Annotated in this window: 7 protein-coding genes and 1 pseudogene; 7 read left to right on the forward strand and 1 reads right to left on the reverse strand. The window is 72.9% G+C overall.

From position 1 onward, the window contains the following. Positions 1–36 precede the first annotated feature (36 nt). Complete coding sequence (locus OG622_RS20925) at positions 37–897, forward strand: DUF4253 domain-containing protein (protein WP_371578042.1); 861 nt, start codon at positions 37–39, stop codon at positions 895–897. 49 nt (positions 898–946) lie between these two features. On the opposite strand, the gene OG622_RS20930 is transcribed toward OG622_RS20925, so the two are convergent. Further along, positions 947–2227: a PLP-dependent aminotransferase family protein gene (locus tag OG622_RS20930; protein WP_371578044.1), complete on the reverse strand. Its 1281-nt coding sequence runs from the start codon at positions 2225–2227 to the stop codon at positions 947–949. A gap of 128 nt (positions 2228–2355) precedes the next feature. On the opposite strand from OG622_RS20930, the gene OG622_RS20935 reads away from it, so the two are divergent. The 6 genes and pseudogenes from OG622_RS20935 to OG622_RS20960 all read left to right on the forward strand — a co-directional run bounded on the left by OG622_RS20935 (position 2356) and on the right by OG622_RS20960 (position 25631). Then, a complete protein-coding gene (locus OG622_RS20935; RefSeq protein WP_371578045.1) occupies positions 2356–3288 on the forward strand; it encodes a phosphotransferase family protein in 933 nt (310 codons plus the stop codon). A gap of 174 nt (positions 3289–3462) precedes the next feature. Next, positions 3463–3705, forward strand: a pseudogene (locus OG622_RS20940) (transposase); the annotation flags it as partial. A gap of 644 nt (positions 3706–4349) precedes the next feature. Further along, complete coding sequence (locus OG622_RS20945; protein WP_371578047.1) at positions 4350–5591, forward strand: NAD(P)/FAD-dependent oxidoreductase; 1242 nt, start codon at positions 4350–4352, stop codon at positions 5589–5591. Positions 5592–5899: 308 nt separating this feature from the next. Continuing rightward, positions 5900–7108, forward strand: a complete 1209-nt coding sequence (locus OG622_RS20950; RefSeq protein ID WP_371578049.1) for an SRPBCC family protein — start codon at positions 5900–5902, stop codon at positions 7106–7108. Continuing rightward, a complete protein-coding gene (locus OG622_RS20955) occupies positions 7105–16482 on the forward strand; it encodes an amino acid adenylation domain-containing protein (protein WP_371578051.1) in 9378 nt (3125 codons plus the stop codon). The genes OG622_RS20950 and OG622_RS20955 overlap by 4 nt, the downstream gene beginning before the upstream one ends. Next, entirely contained in the window at positions 16479–25631 is a 9153-nt protein-coding gene (locus OG622_RS20960; protein ID WP_371578053.1) for an SDR family NAD(P)-dependent oxidoreductase, read from the forward strand. Before OG622_RS20955 ends, OG622_RS20960 begins: the two co-directional genes overlap by 4 nt. Positions 25632–25655 lie beyond the last annotated feature (24 nt).

The raw sequence follows: 25655 nt of genomic DNA on the forward strand, positions 1-25655 counted from the left end.
GGGGCTCTGTCAGTGCCGACCCCTACAGTCACCCGCATGGCGACACTTCCCAACCCGCTGCCCAAGCTGGCGGCCGACCCGAGCGGGCGTGTGCTCGGGCTTGAACTCCCGCTTCCTCAGGGGAGGCTGATCGACGCGACCGACGAGGGCCCGTGGCACGAACCGCTGCTGTGGTGCGCGGACGAGCCGGCCACGCCCGGCGCCTGGACCGCCGTCCGGCCCGCGCGCCGCGGGGCCGGTCTCCTCCCGGTCCTGCTGGACGTCGGCGGCGGCCAGGGCGGGCCGGAGGAGTGGGAGCTGACGCCCGGCGAGACGTCCTACCCCGGCGACCACGACGCCGACGACGTCCTCGCCGAGTTCTGGGACGAGTACGCGACCGCCGAGGACGAGGAGTGGCCCGGCCTCGCGGAACCTCCCGCGCCGGGCCCCGCCCCGGACCCGGTCGACCCCGTGCCCGGCGCCCCGGGCACGACCACGACCGCTGTCGTCGCCGACCCGGACGCCCTCGCCGCCGAGACCGCCGACGCCCTCACGAAGGACCCCTCACGGCTGAGGGAACCCCGCCTCGCCCTGGTCCCCGCCCGCCGCAGCGCCGACATCCCGGCGGCGATCGGCTGGACCGGCCCGGTCAACCACGAGAACGACGTGGCGAGGCTCTGCGCGGTCCTGCGCTCCTGGGAGGACCGCTTCGGCATACGCGTCGTCGCCCTCACCTACGACCAGCTCGTCCTCTCCGTCGCCGCCCCGCCCACCACCGAGGCCGAGGCCGCAGCCGTCGCCGCCGAACACTTCGCCTTCTGCCCCGACAACATCTGGCAGGGCACGGCCGACGGCACCCGGCACTCCTACGCCCAGACCCTCCTCGGCGAACACACCTGGTCCTTCTGGTGGGACTGAGGCACCGGTGAGACGGGCGGCCGAGCGCCCCCACCGGGCCCCTCGGCCGTCACCCCCGCAGCCCCGCCCCCAGCCTCCGCAGCCCCTCCCTGATCTCCTCCGGCGTCTGCGTCACGAAGCAGAGCCGCAGGGTCGACCGGTCCGGTTCACCGGCGTAGAAGGGAGCGCCGGGCACGTACGCCACGTCCTCCTCGACCACCCGCGGGAGGAGGGCGGTGGTGTCGTAGGAGGAGGGGAGGCGGGCCCAGAGGAACATGCCGCCCTCGGGCCGGTTCCAGGTGGAGCCCTCGGGGAGGGCCTCGGCCAGGCCGTCGAGCATGGTGTCGCGGCGCTCCCGGTAGGCGGCGGCGACCCGGACGACATGGGCGTCCAGGTCACGGTCGGCGAGATAGCGGGCCGCGGCGAGCTGGTTGACGGTCGGGGTGTGCAGGTCGGCCGCCTGCTTGGCGACCACGCACGCCCGGCGCAGCCCGGCGGGCGCGCGCAGCCAGCCCAGCCGCAGCCCGGGGGCCATCACCTTGGAGAAGGAGCCCAGCAGCGCCGTACGGTCCTCGGCACCCGGGTACGAGGCGATCCACGGCACCCGGTCGCCCTCGAAGCGGAGTTCGCCGTACGGGTCGTCCTCGACGATCCACAGGCCGCGCCGGGCGGCCACGGAGGCGACGGCCGCCCGCCGCTCGGCGGGGAGTGTGCGCCCGGTGGGGTTCTGGAAGGTGGGCACGGTGTAGAAGAGCTTGGGCCGGGTCCGCGCCACCAACTCCTCCAGGGCCGCCGGGTCCACTCCGTGCTCGTCGCCCGGCACGGCCAGCACCCGCGCCCCCGCGAACCGGAACGCCTGAAGTGCCGCCAGATAGCAGGGATCCTCGACCAGGACGACGTCCCCCGGCTCCAGCAGGGCGGTGGCGAGCAGCGACAGCGCCTGCTGCGACCCGGTGGTGACGAGCACGCCGTCCGCGCCGGTCGGCAGCCCGCGTGCCCCGTACCGCGCGGCGAGCGCCGCCCGGAGCACCGGCTCGCCCTCGGTCGTCGCGTACTGCAGGGCGCGACCCGCGGATTCGGCGAGCACATCGCGGTAGGCGGCCGCTATCCCCTCCGCGTCGAACAGCTCCGGGGCCGGCAACCCGCCCGCGAAGTTGACGACTTCGGGACGAGAAGTGACGGCGAGGATGTCCCGAACGGGGGAACCTCCGACCGCCGTGACCCGCTCGGCGAAGCCGGGCACGGCCGCCCCGGGACCCGCTGCCTCCTCGCCCCCCGAACCGCCCTCGACCCCCACTTCCGCGACAAACCCCACGTCATGCGCGGCACGCACAGCATCCACGGCACCCATCCCACGGCTCCTTCGCCATTCCAGGACGGCACGACCCCGCCCCTGCCCGCACCCTAGACAGGTGCATGCCCTCTACACCCACCATTTCCGCGATGCGGACCGCGCTCCGCACGCTCTAGGCTGCGCCCATGCTGCCCAGCGTGGACACGAACGACGAGTTGCAAGAAGTCGTCGGTGACGAGGCGCTGCTGCGACCTGCTGCCCAGGATCTCTGCGGTCAGCTCGGTCTCGCAGGCGCGCGGATCGTACGTTTCCCCGAGGGCTCGCTGCCGGTGTACTCCGTCGGCGATGCCCTCGTCCTCAAGCTCTATCCGGGTTTCGAAGCGGCCGAAGCCGTCCGCGAGGCCCGCCTGCTGTCGATACTGTGGGGCAAACTTCCCATCCCCACACCCAGGTTGCACTCGGCCGACCAGTACAAGAACGGCTGGCGCTATGTGCTGATGTCCCGCCTGCCCGGCGAGGACCTCAACGAGGCCTGGCCCCGGATCCCCCGGCCGGACCAGGAGCGGGTCGTCGTCGAGGCCGCCGAGGGTCTCGCCGCCCTGCACGCCCTGGACGCCACCCCGGTCGTTCCCCTCACCGGGCCGCCGGACTGGGGCAGGTTCATCGCCGCACAGCGCGCGGCGGCGGTCGAGCAGCAGCAGAGCGGCGGCCTCTCGGGCCCCTGGCTGGAACAGATCCCGGACTTCCTGCGGTCCGTGCCCCTGACCGCCCGGCGCCGCCCGGTCCTCCTGCACACCGAGTTCATGCGCGAGCACCTCACCGTCGACCCGCACGACGGCTGGCGCCTCACCGGCCTCTTCGACTTCGAGCCGGCCATGGTCGGCGACCCCGCCTACGACTTCGTCAGCGTCGCCCTCTTCCTCACCCGAGCCGACCCCACCCTGCTGAAACTCTTCTACGAGGCATACGGCCGGCCTCCGTTCGCCCCCCGCGAGCTGATGGCCTACACCCTCCTCCACGTCTACAGCGACCTGAACTGGTACCTACGCAGCCTGCCGGCCCCGCCCAGCCAGAACTTCGAGTCGCTGGCGGAGACCTGGTTCGGAACCGGGGGATGACGAAAGGGGACGGCCGGCGGAGCGGCCGGGGGACGGCTGGAGGATGAAGGAGGGCGAAGCCCCGCCTTCAGGGGCGCGGGGAACTGCGCGACCAGCCCCCACGCCCCCGCACCCGACGACCGGTGACCGGCTGCGTGAGCTGCTGGACCGGCTCGACGCCCTTGCCGAGGAGGCCAGATCTGGCTGGAGATCGTCCAGGTCGCCCTGGGCCTGCTCGCCTGGATGCCGATGCTCGCCCTGACCTGCGAGCCCCGCCTGTCGGCACCCCGCCGCCTGCGCCTGCGGCTGTTCTCCACCGCCGCCCAGCTCGTCACCACCGGCCGCCGCCGCATCCTCCGTCTCGCCCACCACTGGCCGTGGAGCGGCGTGGTCACCGAGGCCCCGGCCCGGCTCGAAGCCCTGCCGAACCCCTACTGACCAGCACGTTCCCTTTTCCGTGAGTAGCCATCCCGACGGAGCCGTGGGAACCCGGCGCCCACCCGACGCGACAGCCGGGCCCACACGCTGCCCACCATCAGCCCAGCAAGCCGAAACGGCCCACCAGTTCCACTGACGAGCCGTCACGAAATTCCGAGGTTAATCGTCACCCTCGCCCGAAAGGGCTGAATGACGAGATTCGGCCATGCCCTGGCGCGATTTATTCGTGTAATTTCTCGGGTTACGTCAACCGGGTAATTAGAAGGCGGGCGCGGAAAGTAAATTCCCGGAAGCAGGCTTTTTACTTTACCTACTCTATGTGTCGGACGCGCGGGATCTCTCACCGAGCGTGGTCGTGCGAGCCGGTGTTCCGCCGGTGACATAAGCACCAATACGTCAGAAAGCGACCATCTCGAAGGGTGCGTAGCGGGCCATAAGGTTGGCCGGGTTTCACCGTGCGGAACGGAATGAAACATTCAGGTGCCTTATGACAGTGGGTGTGTAATTACTATCCCAGTACCAACTCTTGAACTTCTTTGGCCAATACGCATAGCCTGCGTGTCGATATCGGCGCCGCTGACCACGGAGCGCCGGAACCGTGCCTGATGCTCTCTCAGGCGCTGAACTTATTCATGGGGGATTGCGTGTACGACGTCATTGTTGTGGGTGCCCGCTGCGCCGGATCACCGGTCGCCATGCTCCTGGCGCGGCTCGGACACCGGGTCCTCGTGGTGGACCGGTCCTCCTTTCCCAGCGACACCGTCTCGACGCACTACATCCACCAGGCAGGGCTGCTGAAGCTCCAGGAGTGGGGACTGCTGGACGAGATCGTGGCGGCCAAGACGCCGGCGCTCCGCACGATGCACTATGCCTACCGGGGCATCGAGCTCAACGGCTTCGCCGACCCCGTCGACGGGATCGACGCCGTGTACTGCCCGCGCCGCACCGTGCTCGACGAGATTCTGGTCAACGCCGCCCGCCGGGCCGGCGCCGAGGTGCTGGAGGGCTTCACCGTCTCCGACGTGATCGCCTCCGACGGCCAGGTGACGGGCATCCGCGGACGCGAGGGCGACGGGCCGGAGCGGGAGTTCCGGGCCTCGCTGGTCATCGGCGCGGACGGCTTCCACTCCACGGTCGCGAAGAAGGTCGGCGCGCCGCTGTACAACGTGCGCCCCGCGGCCGGCTTCATCTACTACTCGTACTACAGCGGCCTCGACTGGGGCCTGCACCACAAAACGGGCCTCAACGAGCGCTGGTTCGGCAGCTGGCCCACGAACGACGGGCTCAACATGCTGGCCATCATCTGTACCCGCGGCCAGCTGAAGGACTTCCGCCAGGACGTGGAGGGCCGCTTCCAGGCCGTCTTCGACGACGTCGACCCGCTGATGGGCGCCCAACTGCGCGAGAGCGGGCGGCGCGAGGAGGACTTCCGCCCCATGCGCTACCCCGACAACTACTACCGCCGCGCCCACGGCCCGGGCTGGGCCCTCGTCGGCGACGCCGGCTACCACAAGGACCCCTACACCGGATGGGGCATCACCGACGCCTTCCTCCATGGTGAACTGCTCGCCGAGCGCGTCCACCAGGGGCTGTCCGGAGAACGGCCGATGGACGAGGCGCTGGCCGAGTACAACAAGGTGCGTGACGAGGAGAGCGCCGGCGTCTACGACTTCACCACCACGCTCGGCGAACTCACCGAACTCCCGCCGTTCTTCAAGGCGACGATGAGCGCGATGAGCGTCGACCAGGAGTGGACCAACAAGATGCTCGGCCTGATCGGCGGCGTCGTCCCGGACTATGAGATCTACGCGCCGGAGGCCCTGGAACGTCTCTACGACGACGCGGGCGTACCGCAGGAGGAGCGGGTCTACGACCCGACCGCGTGACCTCCCGGTACCGGGGCCCCGGGCGGGCCCCGGTACCCGCGAAGTGACCTCAGCGATCGCAGTGACCGGCGTGAACCGGACAGCCGAGCGCCCCGAGCGCCTGGCGCCGTGACCCCACGCCGCACCGTCTCGCGTCCCGGAGATCACCTGCGTACGGCGTGCACCACGTGGCGACGGGCGTCCCCGCGCACCCCGGCGGCCGGCCTGGTGGCGCCACGGCTCCCTGCGCACACTCCCCTCGCCCCGGGCCCCGGGCCCGGCACTCCGTCACCGCCTTCCACGCACCTCACCCCGAGGGAGCCCAGCACATGACGCGCGCGTCCAGCATGTTCGACCTCATCAGCGAGCAGACCGAGCAGCGGCCCTACTTCGAGTCCGGCGGCATCGGCCGGTCGCACGAGTTCTACACCGGTGGGGAGCAGTTCCGGCGGGAGATGTCCCGTATCTACGGCCGGCACTGGCTCCCGGTGGACCATGTCTCCCGCCTCAGGGAGAAGGGCGCCTACAGCACCCTGAACATCGGCAGCGGTTCCGTCCTGCTCCTCCACGGCGACGACGGCATCCAGGCGTACCACAACTACTGCCGGCACCGGGGCTACAAGCTCGTGGAGGAGGCCAGCGGCAAGCGGCAGAGCCTCGTATGCCTCTACCACTGCTGGGTGTACGACCGGAACGGCAAGCTGAAAAGCCTCAACGGCACCTACTTCGACCACTTCTTCGAGAAGGAGAAGAACGGTCTGCTGCCCATCCGCACCGAGATCCGCCACGGCGTCGTCTTCGTCACCTTCTCCGACGACGCCCCCGACCTCGACAAGGCCCTCGGGGAGTTCGGGGAGTTCGCACGCGTCTACGAACTCGCCGACCTGGAGTGCGTCCAGGCCAAGGACTACCCGGTCGCCTCGAACTGGAAGCTCGTCGCGCACAACGTCAACGAGAGCCTGCACTTCCCGACCGCGCACAAGGACCTGCACCGCATCACCGACTTCGACGACGCGGGCACCTACGACCTCGAAGGCGACATCGTCGGGGCCTGGCAATCCATCCGCGGCGGCTTCAACTCCGTGTCCATGACGGGCCACAGCAGACGCACACCCATGCCGCTCGTGCCCGACGCCGACCGGCAGAGGATCAACTGGATCACCATCCTGCCCAACCTGCTGTTCGGGTTCACCGCCGACTACGTGATGATGCAGTGGGTCTGGCCCGAGAGCCCCGCCACCTGTTTCGTACGGCACTTCTGGCTGTTCCACCCCTCCGAGACAGCCAAGAGCGACTTCTCCCACGAAGCCGTGTTCGCCCTGTGGGACAAGGCGAACTACGAGGACTGGGAGATGTGCGAGCGCACCCACCGCGGTCTGTCCAACCCGCTGTGGACCCCCGGTCAGCTCTCTCTCGACGAAGAGGTCGTCTCCCAGATCGACGGCTGGGTCGCCGCCCGAACCGCCGACGCCGCGCAGGACACGGACGACACCGACCCCGCCCGCCCCGCCGAGCCCGCGGCGGAGGGGCGAGCATGACGACCAACTGCTACATCATCGGGGGAACCCGGGTCCTCACCCAGTGCGCCGCACAACTGCTCGACGCGGGCGTACGAATCGAGGGCATACTCAGCGACGACCCGGCCGCCGTGGCGTGGGCCGGCGAACACACCGTGCCCGTGCTCGACCCGCACGGCGACCTGACGGCGACGCTCTCCGAGCGGAAGTTCGACTACCTGTTCAGCATGGTCAACTTCCGCATCCTGACCGCGGACGTCCTGGACCTGCCCGAGGTCGCCGCGGTCAACTTCCACGACGGCCCCCTCCCCCGCTACTCCGGCAGCAACGCCCCGGCCTGGGCCCTGTACGAGGGCGCGACCCGGCACGCGGCGACCTGGCACCGGATGACGGAGGCCGTGGACGCCGGCGGCGTCCTGCTCGAACGCTGGTTCCCGGTCCGTGACCACTCCACCGCGCTCTCCCTGACGTACGAGACCGCCGAGACCGGCATCGAGCTGTTCAAGGACCTCGTCCCGCACATCGTGGCGGGCACCCTGCCCGACAGCGTCGACGTCGGCGACCGCGAACGGCGGTTCTACCGGCGGTCCGCCCGCATGGCCTCCGGCGGGCTCATCCACTCCGGCACCTCGGCCGCCGAGGCCGCCCGTATCTCCAAGGCCCTGGACCACGGCAGTTTCCCCAACCCTCTCGGCATACCCACGCTCGTCACCGAACAGGGCGCCGTCCTCACCCGGCAGATCAGGCTCATCCCCCGGGCCGAGCCCCGCACGGACACCACCGTGCTGTCGGTGACCACGTCGGCGCTGACCCTCGCCGCCCCGGACGCGGACCTCGTCCTCAGCGATTTCACCGCCGTCGACGGCAGCTCCCTCAGCGGCCAGGCCGCCGCCCAGCGGCTCGGCGCCGTCGAAGGCACGCCCCTGCCGCCCGTCGGCGAGGAACGGCTCGCCGCCATCGCCGCCGCCCAGAAGCCGCTGCGGGCTCACGAACCGTGGTGGAGCGCCCGGTTGCGGGAACTGCGCCCGGCACGGCTGCCCGTCGACGACTTCAGCGCCGGCGCGGCGCACTACGGCCGCTACGAGATGGCGTTCGTCCCCGGTTCCCGCGACGAGGCGATCGCCGTCGTCCACGCCTTCCTCGGCGTCGTGGCCGAGCGCGCCGACGAGCCGGCCTTCGACTTCGCCTGGTCGCCGTCGGACGCCCGCGCGCGGGCCGGGAAGACCCATGGCATCGCCGCGGCGCGCCTCCCCGTACGGTTCGACGGCGACAGCGCCGGCGCCCTGCGCGACAAGCTCGACGAGGCCGCCGCCCGGCACGGCTACGCCGCCGACCTGGAGGTCCGGCTCGGCCTCGCGGGACGCCCTCTGGGCTCCGGGGAGCCGACGTTCACCGATGTCATGGTCCTCGAACGCGGCGCGGGGGAGGAGGCGTCGGCCGAACCGCACACCGAGATCGCACTCCTGTGCCTGCGGGACGGCCCGCCGACGGTCTTCGTCCGTGACACCGCGATGGGCCGCGACGAGGCGCTGGAGTTCACGGAGCGGGTCGAGGACCTCGCCCTGGCCGCCCTGTTCCACGGCGACGGCGCGCGGCCCGCGCTCCATCCCGACGCCAACCGGCCGGACGCCGAGGAGGCAGCTGATCCGGCCGATACGGCTCATACACCCGAGATGGCCGATACGGCGGGGACGACCGATACGGCGGAGACGACGGCACCCGGCAGCGCGACCGTGCTCGACCTGTTCGCCGCCGCGGTCGCCGAACGGCCCACGGCCACCGCCGTCCGCAGTGGCACCCGCACCCTCGACTACGCCGCCCTGGACGCCTGGGCCGACGCGATCGCCGCCCGTCTGCACGACCAGGGCATCGAGTCCGGATCGGTGGTCGGTGTCCTCGTCGAACGGGGCGTCCACCTGATCCCCGTCCTCCTCGGCATCCTCCGCTCCGGCGCCGCCTTCCTCCCGCTCGACCCGGCCTACCCCACGGACCGCCTGCGCGGATACACCGAGGTCGCGCGGTGCGACCTGATCCTCACCGACCCCACCACCGACGACCTCGGCGCCTCACTGGGCACGGCCCTGCGCGTACCGGAGGCGGACGGGTCGGCACCGGCCGTACCGCCGCGAGTCGAGGCGGACGACCTCGCGTACCTCCTGTTCACCAGCGGATCCACGGGCGCCCCCAAGGGCGTGGAGATCGAGCACGGGGCTCTCGCCAACTTCCTCACCGGGATCGGGGAACGGCTCGGCTCCTCTGCCGAGGACGCCGTACTCGCCCACACGACAGTGGCCTTCGACATCTCCCTGCTGGAACTCCTCCTGCCGCTGACCGTCGGCGCCACGGTCGTCCTCGCCTCCCGCGAGACGGCACGCGATCCGCGGCGCCTGGCCGAACTGGCCGGCGAGGTGACCGTCGCCCAGGCCACACCGAGCATGTGGCGGCTCCTCCTGGCCACCGGGTGGACCCCGCCGACGGGGCTCACCGTCCTCTCGGGCGGCGAAGCCCTGCCACGGAGCGTCGCCGAGGGCCTGCACGCCCCGGCCCGCGCTCTGTGGAACCTGTACGGCCCCACCGAGGCCACCATCTGGGCCTCCGCCCACCGTGTCACCTCCGTGGGCGACTTCGTCCCGCTCGGTGAGCCGCTGCCGAACCTCCGGCTGCATGTCCTGGACGAGCGGCTGGAGCCGTGCGCGCCCGGTACGAGGGGCTCGCTGTGGATCTCCGGCGCCGGACTCGCCCGCGGGTACGCCCACCGGTCCGACCTCACGGCGGACGCCTTCACCGTCCACCCCGCCACCGGGGTGCGCCTCTACCGGACCGGTGACGAGGTACGGCTCCACACGGACGGCGCCGTCGAATGGCTCGGCCGTGCCGACGCCCAGGTCAAGGTACGGGGCAACCGCATCGAGCCCGCCGAGATCGAGCAGGTGCTGGAACGGTTCTCCGGGATCACGGCGGCCGTCGTCGGCGCCGCCCGCTTCGAGGGCCGGGGCGAACCGCGTCTGACCGCCTATCTGGTCGGCGACGGACTCCCGACGAAGGCCCGGCTGGACGAGTTCGTCGGCGCCACGCTGCCCGAGTACATGGTGCCGGACGCGTACGTACGGCTCGACGCGCTGCCCCTGACCGACAACGGCAAGGTGGCGCGGGCCCGGCTGCCGCTGCCGACCCGCGACACGGTCCTGCGCGCCGACGCGGCCCTCACCGCGGCGGCACCCGAGGCCGCCGCCCCGGCTTCCGCCGCCGCGACCGCCGACCTGACCACGGAGGCCCTGACCGGGCTCGTCGCGCGCGTCTTCGCCGACACCGTGGGACAGCCCGCCTTCGCCGCGGACGCCAACTTCTTCGACCTCGGCGGCGACTCGGCCAACGTCACCGTCGCCGCCGTACGCCTCAGCCGCGAACTGGGCGTGGAGGTCACCGCTCCGTCGGTCTTCGCGACCGGCACCCCGGCCAAGCTGTCCCGGCTGCTGGCCGCCGACGGCCTGGTGCGGATCGCTGAGCCGCAGCCGCAGCCGCAGCCGCAGCCAGAGCCGGATCCGCAGCCGCGACTGGAGGCGCACCCTTCCGACCCGGCCGCCGAGCGCGGACGGGAGACGGCGGTGGAGATGGCGGAAGCGAGGCCCTCGACGGCCGTGGCGGGTCCCGCACACCCCGGACCCGCACACCCGGGGCCCGTGCGGGAGGACGCCCACGGCGGTGCGCTGGCCGTGGTCGGGATGGCGTGCCGGTTCCCCGGCGCCGCCACCCCGGACGAGTTCTGGCGCAACCTGGCCGCCTGCGTCTCCAGCGTCGGTGAAGCGCCGGAGGGCAGGCGGGGCTGGGCCCGTCTGTGGACCGAGGGCGAGGCCGACGAGGTGCCGATGGGCTGGGTCGACGGAGTCGAGTACTTCGACCCCGGACGCTTCGGTCTCACGGACCGCGAGGCCCGGCGTCTGGACCCCCTGCAGCGTGTCCTGCTGAGCGTGACCGCCGAGGCGCTGGAGAGCGGCGGCCACGACCATGTGTCGCTCGGCGCCGACACCGGTGTCTTCATCGGCACGATCGCGAGCGACTTCCCCGAACTGGTGGCACGGAGCATCGGCCACGGTGACCCGCACGTCGCCACGGGCACCGCGATCTCCATGGTCGCCAACCGGCTGTCGCACGTGTTCGACTGGTCGGGACCGAGCGTGGCCGTCGACACGGCGTGCTCGTCGTCCCTCGTCGCCCTGCACCAGGCCGCCATGCACCTGCGGTCGGGGGACGTGGACGCCGCCGTCGTGGGCGCGGCCAACCTGGTCCTGACACCGGACAAGACACGTTCCTTCGCACGCAACGGCATGCTGTCCCCCCAGGGCGTGTGCCGGGCCTTCGACGAAGGGGCCGACGGTTACGTCCGCGGAGAGGGCTGCGGTGTCGTCGTACTGAAGCGGCTCGCGGACGCCCGGCGCGACGGGGACCCGGTCCTCGCCGTGATCCGAGGCACCGCCGTCAACCACACCGGCGGCAGCGCCGGGTTCCTCACCGCGCCCAGCAGGCCGGCCCAGGCGGCCGTACTGCGCAAGGCACTGGCGGCCTCCGGCGTCACCCCCGGCGACATCGGCTACATCGAGGCGCACGGCACCGGTACACAGCTCGGTGACCTCATCGAACTCGAAGCGCTGCACGCGGTCCTCGGCGAGGAGGCCACGCATCCGGTCGCCGTGGGTTCGGTGAAGACGAACATCGGCCATCTGGAGCCGGCCGCCGGCATCGCCGGACTCATCAAGACGATCCTCGCCCTCCAGGCCGGCACCATCCCGCCGTCCCTCAACCTCACCACCCCGAACAAGGCGTTCGACTTCGCGGCCTCGCCGCTGTTCGTCGCCGACCGGCCGTTGCCCTGGGACGGACCGAGGATCGCGGGCGTCAGCAGTTTCGGCTTCGGCGGCGCGAACGCCCATGTGGTGGTCGAGGCCGCGCCCCCCGTCGCGAAGGACACCCAGGACGCGGCGGACCATGACCGGCTGCCCCGGCTGCTGACCCTGTCGGCGGCATCGGACGCGGCGCTGCGCACCCTGGCGCACCGCCTCGTGCTGATGCTGCGCTCCCCGTACTGCCCGTCCCTCGCGTCGCTGAGCGAGGCGAGCCGCAGGCGGCCGGCGGCGGCACATCGCCTCGCCTGCGTCGTCGACAGCCTCGAACAACTCGACGACAAGCTGCGGCTGTTCCTGGCCGGCGTGGACGAAGTCCGCTCCCTCCACCCGGGAGTGGCCGACGGCACCGGGCGCGCGGAGAAGGCCATGGTCCAGGACGGGGCGGGCCGGGAGGAACTGAGGGAGGCGGCCCGGCGGTTCGCCGCCGGCGCGGACCTCTCCACCGGGCCCGGCCGGGCGGGCGTACGCTTCCCGACCGCACCGCACGACGAGAAGTACCTCTGGCTGGAGCCGACCGGGCAGCCGCGGCCGACGGCCCCGGAGCCGGGCGAGGCCGTCGCGAGCGGCCGTACGACCGACTCGTGGGCGCGGCTCCCCGAGGCCGCCGAACACGTGGTCCTCGGCAGGCCGACCCTGCCCGGTGCCGCCTACCCCGGCAAGGTGGCCGAGTTGGTCGGCGGTGAACGGTTCGGCCTGCGCGACGTGACGTTCCGCAAGGCCGTCGAGACGCCCGCGACCCTGTCGGCCGAACGTGACGGAGCACGGGTCACGTTCCGCGACGGCGACGGCGCCCTCGTCTGCACCGCCGAACTGACCCCGCCGGAACAGCCGGTACTCCCCGTCCCGCCGTCCGGCGACGACTTCACCACCGTCGAACTCGACGCGCTCTACCGCGCGTTCGAGCGCGACGGACTCGCCTACGGCTCCGCCTACCGGACCGTCGCCGCCCTCTCCACCGCACCCGGCCGGGCGACGGGCGTGCTCCGCGCCGAAGCCGCACCCGACGGCGCGGTCGACGCACGGCTCCTCGACGGCGCCTTCCAGGTCGCTCTCACCGCGTGCGGTGCGCGGGGCCTGTACGTGCCGTTCACCGTCGAACGGCTCACGGTCCTCGGCCGTATCCCGGCCACGGCCCGTGTGTACGCCCGGCGTGACAGGGAGACCGGTCCCGACTCCGGTCTGCTGACCGCCAGTCTGGTGATTCTCGACGGCGACGGGCCGGTGCTGGAAGCCCGTGGCATCACCTGGAAGCGGCTGTCGAGCACGCCGTCGGCCGGGGCCCCGCGACCCGTCACGGCCCGGGACGCCGACGCCGGTTCGGGCCTGCTCGCCGCCCCGGCCGCCGAGCGCAACGGTCACCGTCCGGTGCCCCTCCGTCCCGGACGGAGTGACGGTCTCGGTGCCGCCCTGGCCCGTTGGGTGGCCGACGCCCTGGAGACGGGCATCGACGACCTCGAACCGGACCGCCCCTTGCAGGAGCAGGGGCTCGACTCCGTGCTCGCCGTCGCGCTGGCCCAGGACATCCGCGCCAAGCTGGGCGTCGACATCCCCGTGACCCTCGTCCTCGAAACCGGATCGGTGGACCGGCTCGCCGCCGAGCTCCGCGAGGAGTACGGCGTCACCTCCGTCCCCGGCGACACCGCGTCCCCCACCGGGCCGGAAGACAGCACGTACACCGTGGACCCGGGCGACACCACACACGCCACGTACACCGCCGAGCTGGACGACGCCCCGCACGTGGCTGCGCGGGACGAGCGACCCGCCCCCGTGGCGCAGCCGTTCGTCACCCACGCGGCGCCCGCCACCGGCACGGCCGCCTCCGAACGCCACGACATCGCCGTCATCGGTGTCGACGGCGTCTTCCCGAACGCCGCCGACACCGACGAACTGTGGCGGGTCCTGCTCGACGGTGACGACTGCCTCAGCGAAGTACCCGCCTCCCGCTGGGACATCGACGCCTACTACGGCACCGACGGCACTCCCGGCACCGTGTACCTCAGGCGGGCAGGCTTCGTCGACGGGCTGACCGACTTCGACCCCGGCTTCTTCCGGCTGTCACCCGCCGAGGCACAGTGGATCGACCCGCAGCAGCGGCATCTGATCCAGTCGGCCTGGCGCGCCCTGGAGGACGCCGGGCTGGCGGGGAAGCCGGACCGCTCCACGGGCGTGTTCGTGGGCGCCAGCTACCAGCACTACCGCGACGTGGTCGTCGACGACGTCGTCCAGACCGCGGCCGGCCTCGGCAACCACAACGCGATCCTCGCCAACCGGCTCAGCTACTTTCTCGACCTGCACGGCCCCAGCATGACGGTGGACACGCTCTGCTCGTCGTCGCTGGTGGCCCTGCACACGGCGGTGCGCAGCATCCGCAACGGGGAGTGCGAGCAGGCGATCGTCGCCGGTGTGCACCTGGGGATGTCGCCCCAGTACTTCCAGCTCGGCTCACGCCTCAGGTCGTTCTCGCCCACCGGCAGGTCACGTGCCTTCGACGCCGGTGCGGACGGGTTCGTGCCGGGCGAGGGGGTCGTGTCGGTCGTGGTGAAGCCCCTGGCGGCGGCGCTGCGCGACGGGGACCGGGTGCGCGGGGTGATCCGGGGAACCGCGGTCAACCACGGCGGCCGGACGAGTGGTCTGACGGTTCCCAGCGGTGGGGGACAGCAGGAGGTCGTGGCCGCGGCCCTGGCGGACGCCGGGGTGTCACCGGAGTCGATCGGTCTGGTCGAGGCCCACGGCACGGGCACGGGACTGGGCGATCCGATCGAGGTGGAGGGGCTGACCCGCGCGTGGCGCCGCTTCACGGCGCGGTCGCAGTTCTGCGCGCTGGGCTCCCTGAAGAGCAACATCGGCCACCTGGAACCCGCGGCGGGCCTCGCGGGACTGGTGAAGGTCCTGCTGGCGCTGGAACACGGGGTCGTCCCGCCGACGGTGAACGTGACACGGCCGAACGACCACATCCGCTTCGAGGGAACCCCGTTCTACCTCGCCGACCGGCCCGTGGAGTGGCAGCGTACGGGTGGACCGCGCCGCGCGGCGGTGAGCGCCTTCGGCATGGGCGGCGTCAACGCGCACATCATCGTCGAAGAGGCACCGGACACGCCCGCACCCGCGGACCTGGCCCAGGACAGCCATCTCGTACGGGTCACCGGCGCCGACGAGGCCGCCGTGCGCGCCCTCGCCGGTGTCTACGCCGACCAGGTCGCCCGCACGGCCGAGGACCGGCTGGGTCACCTCGCCTTCACCGCCAACACCGGCCGCGCCGCCCAGCGCCACCGCGTCGCCGTGCAGGGGGCCACGCCCAGGGAACTGGCCGACCGTCTCACCGACGTCGCGGCCGGCCGTACCCCCGTCGTCCGGGACACCGGCAAGCCCGCCACCACGGTCTTCCTCTTCACCGGCCAGGGCTCCCAGTACCCCGGTATGGGCCGGGACCTGTACACCACGGAACCGCACTTCCGCGACGCGCTGCACGAGTGCGCCGACCTCCTGGCCCCCTGCACCGACGTCCCGTTGCTCGACCTGCTGTGGGGCGACGCCCGGCATCTGCTGGACCGGACCCGATACGCGCAACCCGCCATCGTCAGCGTCGAGGTGGCGCTGGTCCGGTACCTGGAAGCGGCCGGGGTGCGCCCCGACGCCGTCGCCGGGCACAGCCTCGGTGAGCTGACCGCCGCCTGGTCCGCCCACGTGCTCTCCCTGCCCGACCTGCTCCGTCTCACCGCCCTGCGCGGACGGCTCATGGAGGACCAGCCCTCGACCGGCGCCATGGCCGTCGTCCACACCGACACCGACACACTCACCGCCGCACTGCGGGCCCACCCCACCCTGGAGATCGGCGCCTACAACGCGCCCCAGGTCCACACCGTCACCGGCCCCGCCGACGCGCTCGCCCGGTTCCGCGAGGAGACCCCGCACCGGACCCAGCTCCTCCCGGTCAGCCACGCCTTCCACTCCGCCGACATGGAACCGGCCGTCGCACCCTTCGCCGAGGCCGTGGCCGCCACCGCCCTCAAGCCGCCCAGCATCCCGTTCGTCTCCACCCTGACCGGGACCTGGCACACCCCCGACTCCGCCGTCGACGCCGCGCACTGGGCCGAGGCCATTCGCCGGCCCGTCCGCTTCGCCCAGGCCCTGACCGTGCTCGCCGAGGCCGTGCCGCAGGCCGTCTGGGAGATCGGGCCCCACCCCCATCTCACGCCCCTGGCCCGTACGACCCTCACCGAGCCGCACCCCGTCTGGCTCACCACCCTCCACCGCGGGCGCGAGGAACAGGGCCGGCTCCACACGGCCCTGGCCGCCCACCACAACCGCACGGGCGCCGACCTGACCTGGAGCGCGCTCCACGAGGGCAAGCGGCACCGCACGACCACCATCCCCACTTATCCGTTCCACCGAGAGCCGCTGGCCGCGCCCCCCGCTCGCCGCCGCGCCGTGACGAAAGCCGTCAGCCACCCGCTGTTCGACCGCCACTACGAGCACCGGAGCGAGGGACAGTGACGCACCGAGCCGAGACCTACGAGAAGACCTTCGCGGGACACGAACCCTTCATCGCCCAGCACCGCGCCGCGGGCACCGGACTGCTGCCCGCCGCGGTGCAGTTGGAGATGGCGATGGTCGGCGTCGCCATGCTCGGGCCGTTCACTCCGCTGGAGCTCACCGACGTGGCCTTCCTCAGGCCCCTCACCGTCGCCGACGACGCGACGGCGGCCGTTCGGCTCGACGTCGCCCACGACCCGGACGTCCGCTTCGAACTGAGCACCGTCGTGGCCGGGGAACGCAAACAGCTGTCCACCGGCCGCGGCCGACGGCTCCCGGACGGCTCGACGCCCGGGGCCGTCCCCCGGGTGACCGGCACACGCACGATCACCGCGGACGACCTGTACGACAGCTGGTCGCGCGCCGGACTGTGGTACGGACCGGACTTCCGCACGGTCCGGGAGCTCACCGTCGGCGACGGCACCGCCCGAGCCGCCCTGCGCAGCGACGCCGAACCCATGCCGTGGTTCGCCCACCCCCTGCTGACGGACGGCGTACTCCAGGTCGTGAGCTGCGCGCTCCAGGACCTACCGGGCGCGACCGCGCCCCGGCCCATGCTGCCGATCGGCGTGGCCCGCGTCGCCGTCCACACCGATCTGTCGGCCCTGTCGTCCGGGGCCACCGTCCTGGTCCGCCGGACCGGGGTCGAGGGCGCCTACTCGACGGCCGACGCCGTGCTCCTCGGACCGTCGGGCGAGGTCGCCGCGGAGTTCGACGGTGTCCGCATGCGCCGTACGGCCGCGATGGCGCCGGGCACCGAGCCGTCGGAGCGGACCGCCCAGCCGCTCTCCCGCATCCACTGGCGGCCCGCGCCCGGCCCGGAACGCGAGCCCGCCCAAGGCACCTGGGTCGTCCTCCACCACGGCGACGCCCTGGGCGAGCACACCGCCCGGCAGCTGCGCGCCGAGGGCGCCCGCGTGGTGGAGGCCGGCCTCGGCGCGTCCCCGGCGCACCCGGCGCGGGACCGCGACCACCTCGTCCTGCCGCACGCCGACGAGGACGGATTCCGGCGGCTGTGGGAGGACGTCGGCGACCCGGTGGCGGGAGTCGTGCACCTGTGGAACGCCACCGAAGCGGCCGACGACGGCACGGAGGACTCCGAACTCCGCGCCGGACTTCACGGGTGCTTCGCCGCCCTGAAGACGCTCGGCGAGCGGCAGCGCAACTCCCGCTTCCTCGTGGTGACCCGGCACGCCCAGCCGGTGGCGGACGACGACACGCCCGTGCCCGCACGCGCGGCCCTGTGGGGTCTCGTGCGGACGGCGGCCATCGAGTACCCCGGCCTGCGCCCCCGGCTCATCGACCTCGACGACACCACCGCCGCCGACGCGCTCACGGCGGAACTCGGCGAGGGCCCCACGGAGGTCGCCCACCGACACGGCGTCCGCCACGAGCCCGTCCGACTGTTCGATCTGTTCGACGTGCGGGCCCGCCCGGCGAGCCGGCCCATCAGGCGGGGCGGCCGCTATCTCGTCCTCGGCGGACACGGGGGGCTGGGCCTGGAGGTGGCCCGCCGGTTCGCCGAGGAGGGAGCCGGACTCGTCGCGCTCGTCAGCCGGAGCGGCACGGCGGGCACCGACCGGTCCCCACTGGCCGGGATCGAAGCGGCGGGCTGCGCCGTCGTGTCGTACGCCGCCGACATCACCGCCCCCGGTGAGCTGCGGGCCGTCGTGGAACGTGTCCGGGGCGAATACGGCGACCTGCACGGCGTGGTCCACGCGGCGGGCACGCTCAAGGACGGGCTCATCCGGTCCACCACCGCCGAGGACATCAACGCGGTCATGCGTCCCAAGGCCGACGGCGTCCGCGAACTCGCCGCCGCCGTCGCCGGAACGGACCTCGACTTCGCCGTCCTCTTCGCCTCCGTCTCCGGCGCCTTCGGCAACCTCGGCCAGGGCGGATACGCCGCCGCCAACGCCTACCTGGACGCCTTCGCCCACGCGCACGGCGCGCCCTGGCTCAGCGTCGACTGGGGCCTGTGGGGCGAGGTCGGCATGGGAACGGCTGTCGCGGACCAGCTCCGGCGCCGGGGCGTCCGGCCGCTGGGGACGACCGAGGCCCTGGACGCGTTGATCGCCGTCCTGGGCGGGGACGCCCGCCAAGTGGTCGTCGCCCACCCCGACGGCACGGAGCCCGGGCCAGACACCACGGAGTCCCGGCCCGACACCGGCGACCGGCACGCCACCACGGTCACGCGGACCCCGAACCGCCCGGACCACGACGGCTCGGGCGGCGTACACGCCGGCGAGGGCCGGGAGCGGGTGGAGGACGAGCTGGAGCGCTTCCTCGGCGAACGGCTGGGCGTCGCCTCCTTCGACCGCCGTACCCCTCTGGCCGACTACGGCATGAGTTCCATCATGAGCGTCGAGCTGTCGGAGGAGCTGTCCCGCCGCTGGGACCTGCACCTCCCGGCCACCCTCTTCCTGGAACACGGCGACTTCACCGAACTGGCACGGGCGTTGACGGACCGGTACGGCGCGGCAGGCGCGGTGCCGGCGCCGGCCGCCGGGAAGACCGCCGAATCGGCGGCGTCGGCGGCACAGGCGGCACAGGACGTGCGGGAGCCCGAGCCGGAGGCCGCTCCTGCCGCCGCCCTTCCCCGGGGGGCGGACACCGGGCGGGACACGGACGTGGCCGTGGTCGCAGTCTCCGGCGACCTGCCCGGAGCACTCGACGTCACCGGTCTGTGGCCACTGCTGCGCTCCGGCGGGCACGCGTTCACCGAGATCCCGGCCGAACGCTGGGACATCGACGCGCACTTCGAGGAACGCGGCCCTCATATGACGGGCACCTACTGCCGCACCGGCGCCTTCCTCGACGACATCGACCGCTTCGATCCGTCGTTCTTCGGCATCTCCGTGCGTGAGGCCGAGGAGATGGACGCCCAACAGAAGCTGCTGCTCGAACACGCCTGGGCGGTACGCGACGAGAGCGGTCTCGTCGGCCGCCGCGACATCGGCGTCTTCGTCGGCGCCACCTACACCCACCACCGCGACGCCCAGGGCCTGGACAGCGTCGGACCGCACACCGCGCTCGGCTCCCTGAACGCCGTACTGGCCAACCGCGTCTCCTACGCGCTCGATCTGACGGGCCCTTCGCAGACCGTCGACACCTTCTGCTCCTCCTCCCTCGTCGCCGTCCAGCAGGCGGTCGCCGCGCTGCGCGCCGGAACGTGCGCCGCCGCGATCGTGGCGGGCTGCCACGTCGGACTCACCCCGTGGTACTACCGCAGCCTCAGCCAGCTCGGGGCCCTGTCGCAGACCCTGCCGCACCCCTTCGACAACCGCGCCGACGGCTTCGTCCCCGGTGAGGGAGCGGTCGCCGTCATGCTCAAGCGTCGTGCGGACGCCGAGCGCGACGGTGACCGGATCTGGGGTGTGATCCGGGGCGCGGCCGTCAACCACGGCGGCCGGGGCAGCGCCCTGCCCGTGCCCCGCAGCGAGGCCCAGACCGCCGTCATCCGCGCCGCCCTCGACGACGCCGGGACGGCCCCGGCGGACATCTCCCTGATCGAGAGCCACGGCACGGCGACCCGGCTCGGCGACCCGGTCGAGATCGCCGCGCTCACCGATGTGTTCGGCGACGACACGGACCGCCGTACGCCGGTGCACATCGGCTCGGTGAAGGCCAACATCGGCCATCTGGAACCGGCCGCCGGACTCGCCGGACTGGTCAAGGTCCTCCTGTGCCTTCGGCACGGGGAGATCCCGCCCCTCGCGGGCTACGAGAGCCCCGGCGCGCACCTCGACCTCACCGGCGGGCCCTTCGTGATCCCGACGGAACCCCGGCCGTGGCGCTCCGACGGGCCACGTCGTGCGGGTATCAGCGCCTTCGGTATGGGCGGCACCAACGCGCACATCGTCGTGGAGGAGTACCCCGCCGCACCACCCGCCGAGAACACCCCCGCACCATCCTCCCTGGGCGAACACCTCCTGCTGCTGTCCGCGCACACGCCGCAGGCACTGGCCCGGCGCGCGGCGGACCTGCGACGGCTGCTGCGGGCCGAGCCGTCGGCCGCGAGCGCGCTGTGCCGCTCGGCCGCCGTGGGGCGCGACCACCTGCGGTACCGCGTCGCGATCCTCGGCTCCACGGCCGAGACCCTGTCGGCCGGACTGGCGCACGTCGTCCGCAGGGGTGACGCGGCCCAGGGTGCCGTCCTGCGCGACGGGACGGTCCTGGAGAGCGGTGCCCGTACGGCCGACGCCGCGCTCGCCGTCCGCATGGCCCCCTTCACATCGCACACCCCCGAACGGCTCGCGGCCCAACTGCGCGTCTCGGACGACCGGTTGAGCACCGGGCTGGCCTTCTTCCACGTCGGCGGCGGAACCGTCGACTGGCACCAGGTGTACGAGGGGACGCCCGCGCGACGGGTCGCTCTGCCGCCCTACCCCTTCCGGACGGACGCCACGAGCACGGAGGACACGGACGAGGGCACGGACGAGGGCACGGACGAGGGCACGGACGACATGACCGCGACCGTCCACCGGCTGTCCCGCGCCCACCGCGTGTTCGGTGAGGCGACGCTGCCTGGGGCGCTGACGGCGGCCCTGGCACTCGGGAGCGCCGACGTCCTGCGGCGGATCGCGTTCGTGGGCAGGGGCACCGGACTCCACACCCTCACCAGCGACCTGGACGATCCCGCCCGCACGGGACCGGTCACGTTCCGGTACGGCGACCGCATCGTCGCCCGTCTCGAAACGGGCCGCCCGGACGAGGCGCTCGGCGACCCGCCCGGCGCCCATGACATCGACACCCTGCGCGCGGGGCTCGACCGAACACTGGACCCCAGGGGCCTGTACGCCTGGTTCGCGGCCAAGGGCATGGACTTCGCCGCCCCCCTGCGCTCCCTCGCGGACGTGCGCTTCGGGCCGGCCCGCGTGCTCGCCCGGGTCGACGGCTCCACCGGCGACGACCTGGAGAGGGCCGTGGTCGCCCTCGACGCCGCGCTGCAGAGCATGGCCGTACTGACCCTGGCCGACCCGGCCGCGGCGTCGGCGACGTATCTGCCGGTGTCCATCGGGCGGCTCGTACGGCGGGACGATCCGGCGCGGACGGCCTACGTGCTGCTCGACGCCGACGACACCGCACCGGACGGGGTACGGCGCGGCCACGCCACCCTGCTGGCCGCGGACGGCAGGGTGCTGGTGCGTCTTGAGGACGTGGAGTACCGGACGGTGACGGGGAAAGACGCGTCCGACGTGGCTGAGGAGCCGCGGCGGGACGCGCCCCGGCCGGTCGTGACCGCGTCCTCGCCCGCCCCCGGGACCGCGATCCAGGCCTCGGTGCTCGCCCTCGTGCGGAACACTCTGCACGATCCGAGCGTCACCCCGACGACCTCGCTGTCCTCCGCCGGACTCGACTCCATGCTCGCAACGGCCATCGCGGCCGACATCGAGGAGACCCACGGCGTGCGGCTGAGCCCCACGGACGTCCTGGACGCGGCGGACTGCCGCGCCCTGGCCGCACGGGTCGCCGAGCAGACCGGCGCGCCGGGGCGGACCGTCACCCTCACCACACCCGCCGTCACCGCCGAACCCACGCCCGACCCGAAGGACATGGCCGTCATCGGCCTCGCCCTCGCCCTGCCCGGGGCCCGGAACCCGACCGAGTTGTGGTCGCTGCTGACCCGGGGAGACACGGAGATCGGCCCCGCGCCCGCCCACCGCTGGGGAACGTACGCGCGGGGCACCCAGTCCGACGTCGGTGGCTTCCTCGGCAACGTGGAGGAGTTCGACGCCCGCTTCTTCGACTTCTTCCCCAAGCAGGCCGAGGTGCTCGACCCCCAGGCCCGCTGGCTGCTGCGGACGACCTGGGAGGCATGCGAGTCGGCCGGCCTGCCGCCACGTCGACTCTCGTCGTCCACGGGTGTGTTCGTGGGCGCCAGCTACCAGCACTACCGCGACTACAACATCGCGCCGGAACTGGACGCCCACAGCGGTCTCGGCAACCACAACGCCTTCCTCGCGAACCGGCTCAGCCACTTCCTCGACCTGCGTGGTCCGAGCATGACGGTCGACACGCTCTGCTCGTCGTCGCTGGTGGCCCTGCACACGGCGGTGCGCAGCATCAGGAACGGCGAGTGCGAACAGGCCATCGTCGCAGGTGTCCGGGTCGGCATGTCGCCGTTGCACTACGTGGCCATGAGGAATCTGCGGGCTCTGTCACCTTCGGGTGCGTCGCGTGCCTTCGACGCGGCGGCGGACGGATTCGTGCCGGGTGAGGGGGTGGTGTCGATGGTGGTGAAGCCGTTGACGGCCGCCCTGCGGGACGGGGACCGGGTGCGCGGTGTGATCCGGGGGAGCGCGGTCAACCACGGGGGCCGCACCAGCGGGTTGACGGTGCCGAGCGCTCGCGCGCAAGGGGACGTCATCGCCGGGGCGCTGCGGGACGCGGGCGTCTCGCCGGAGACGGTCGGGTTGCTGGAGGCACACGGTACGGGGACGGGACTCGGTGATCCGATCGAGGTCGAGGGGCTGACCCGGGCCTGGCGGGAGCACACCGATCGGGCGCAGTTCTGTGCGATCGGGTCGTTGAAGTCGAACATCGGTCATCTGGAGCCGGCCGCCGGCCTGGCGGGTCTGGTGAAGGTGCTGCTGGCGATGGAGCACGGGGTGATCCCGCCGACGCTGCATGTCACGCGTCCCAATGACCACATCCGTTTCGAGGACACACCCTTCTACCTCGCCGACGGTGCGCGGGCCTGGCCGCGTGACGGCCGTCCGCGGCGGGCAGCGGTCAGCGCGTTCGGTATGGGCGGTGTCAACGCCCATGTCGTCGTCGAAGAGCCACCGGCGGCGCCGGTCCGCGCCGGGGCGGCCCCCGGAAGCCATCTGGTGCGGGTGACCGGCGTCGACGAGGCCGCCGTGCGCGCCCTCGCCACCGCCTACGCGGACCGCTTCGACGCGGCGCGCGACGACTGGGAGACCGCCGACCTCTGCCACACGGCCAACGTCGGCCGCTCGCCCCTGGAGTTCCAGACGGCCGTCAGCGGGCGCACGGCCGCCGCGCTGGCGACGGCGCTGCGCGCGGTCGCCGGCGGCAGTGTGCCGATCGCCCGCGCCGACAGCGGCCTGACCACTGAACAGGCCCGGGAACAGGCCCGGGGAGACAGGGATCCGGCCGGGGAACCGTCCCGCCACACCGCCGTCGCCGCCTTGGTGCGAGCCGGATACGCGCACGTCGACTGGGCGGCGCTCTCCGCACCCGGAGCACGGGTCACGGACCTGCCGACGTATCCGTTCGCCGCGCAGAAGCACTGGCACATGCACGAGGCCAAGGGGGAAGCACAGGCAGGGCACCGAGCCGAAGCCCTCCGGACCGAGTGGCGCACCGGCGAACTGCCGCCTCCCGCCCCCTCGTTCTCGTCGCGGCACACATCGGTGCGCCTCGTCACCACGGACCCCGTCCTGCGGGACGCGCTCACCTCCGCTCTCCGCGACCGGGGCGCGGTCGTCGAGGAGACGGACCGGACCGGGCAGACAGCTCAGACGGGGCCGACCCGTCCGAGCACGGACACGGTCGTCGTCGTGGACACTCCGAACCCGCAGGACGCCGAGCCGTACGACCTGAGTGCGTTCTGGTCCGAACTCGGCTCCCTCATAGCGGCGTTGCCCGCCCACGGGCGGCTGCTCTGGGCGGGACACCACAGCGCGGCCGTGCACGCGGCGGAACGCGGACGGCTCCGCCCGGAGGCCGCCGCCATGGCCATGGCCGTACGGGCGGCCTGTGCGGAGAGCCGGAAGTACTCCGCCGTCGTCGACCTGGACCCGGCGGACCCGGCGGATGCGCGGGCCCGCCAGATCGCCGCCGAGTACGCGGCGCTGCCCCAGGGCCCCGACGCCGATCCGGGCACGGACCCGCTCTCCGGCACCTTCGCGGCCTACCGCCACGGCATCAGGTACGTGCCGCACACCGTCACCGCCCCGCCCGGCCCGTCGTACGAGCCGTCCGGGGACGGGTACTACCTGGTGACCGGCGGACTCGGCGCGGTCGGACGGCAGTTGGTCCGGCGGCTCGTCGACCGGGGAGCGCGTCGCGTCGGCGTGGTCGGGCGGTCCGTGATCGACGAGACCCTCTCCGAACCGCTGCGGGAGCTGTCGGGGCGGGCCGAGGTGGCGTACCTGCCCTGTGACGTGTCCGACGCGTCGGCTCTGGCCGTCGTGGCACGGGAGTTCGGGGCGCGCTGGGGCCGTCTGCTCGGTGTCGTGCACTGCTCCGGCGGGGTCAACCCGTTCGGCGCGATGCACCGCCGGCCCTGGAGCGACGCCACGAAGGTGGTCGCCCCGAAGATCCCCGGCTCACTGAACGCCGTACGCCTGGCTCGGGCGCAGGGCGCCGACTTCGCGGTCCTGGTGTCCTCGATCGCGGGCACACGGGCCCGGGCCGGCCGCGGCCTGGTCGACTACAGCCTGGCCAACGCCTACCAACTGGCGCTGGCCGAACGCGAGAACGGCATCGCCACCACGGTCACCGCGCACGCGTGGCCCAACTGGACGGGCACCGGCATGGAGGCGGACGCGTCCTACTCCGCCGCGCACTCCATCGGCACCCATGAGGCGGCGGACGCGTTCCTCGACCACCTGCGGTCGGGAGGCGCGGTCGTCTTCCCCGGCACCGCACCCACGCCCGCATCCCCGCCCACGCCCACGGGGCCCGACGTTCCCGCCGCATCGGCGCAGGGCGCGGCGCGGTCCGGGGCGTACGGCGCGGCCACCGAGATCCGTACCGTGATCCCCGCCCCGGCGACCAATGAACGGGACCGCGAGGAGATGCGCGGTCATGTGCGGGACGCCTTCGTGCACGTACTGGGGGAGGACCCGGGCGACCGCCCGCTCCAGGCGCTGGCGCTGGACTCCCTGGTCATCGCCGAGCTGACCACCGCCCTTGAGCAGCGTGGCGGCCTCACCGTCGACCCGTCCCTGTTCATGCGGGCCCCTACGGCCGACGACATCGCGGCCGCTCTCGCCACGGCCACGTCGGGCCGGACCGCCGCCCCCGACCAGGACGCGTCGCCCGGCCGACCCGTGGCCTCCGACGACCAGCGCGCCTCGGCCCTGAGCGCCCTGCTGCATCCGCTGCTCACCCGCGACCGGGGACCGGTGACGCCATGACGACGGAGCCGAACGAAAGGACCG

The organism is Streptomyces sp. NBC_01314 (assembly GCF_041435215.1).
Lineage (GTDB): Bacteria > Actinomycetota > Actinomycetes > Streptomycetales > Streptomycetaceae > Streptomyces.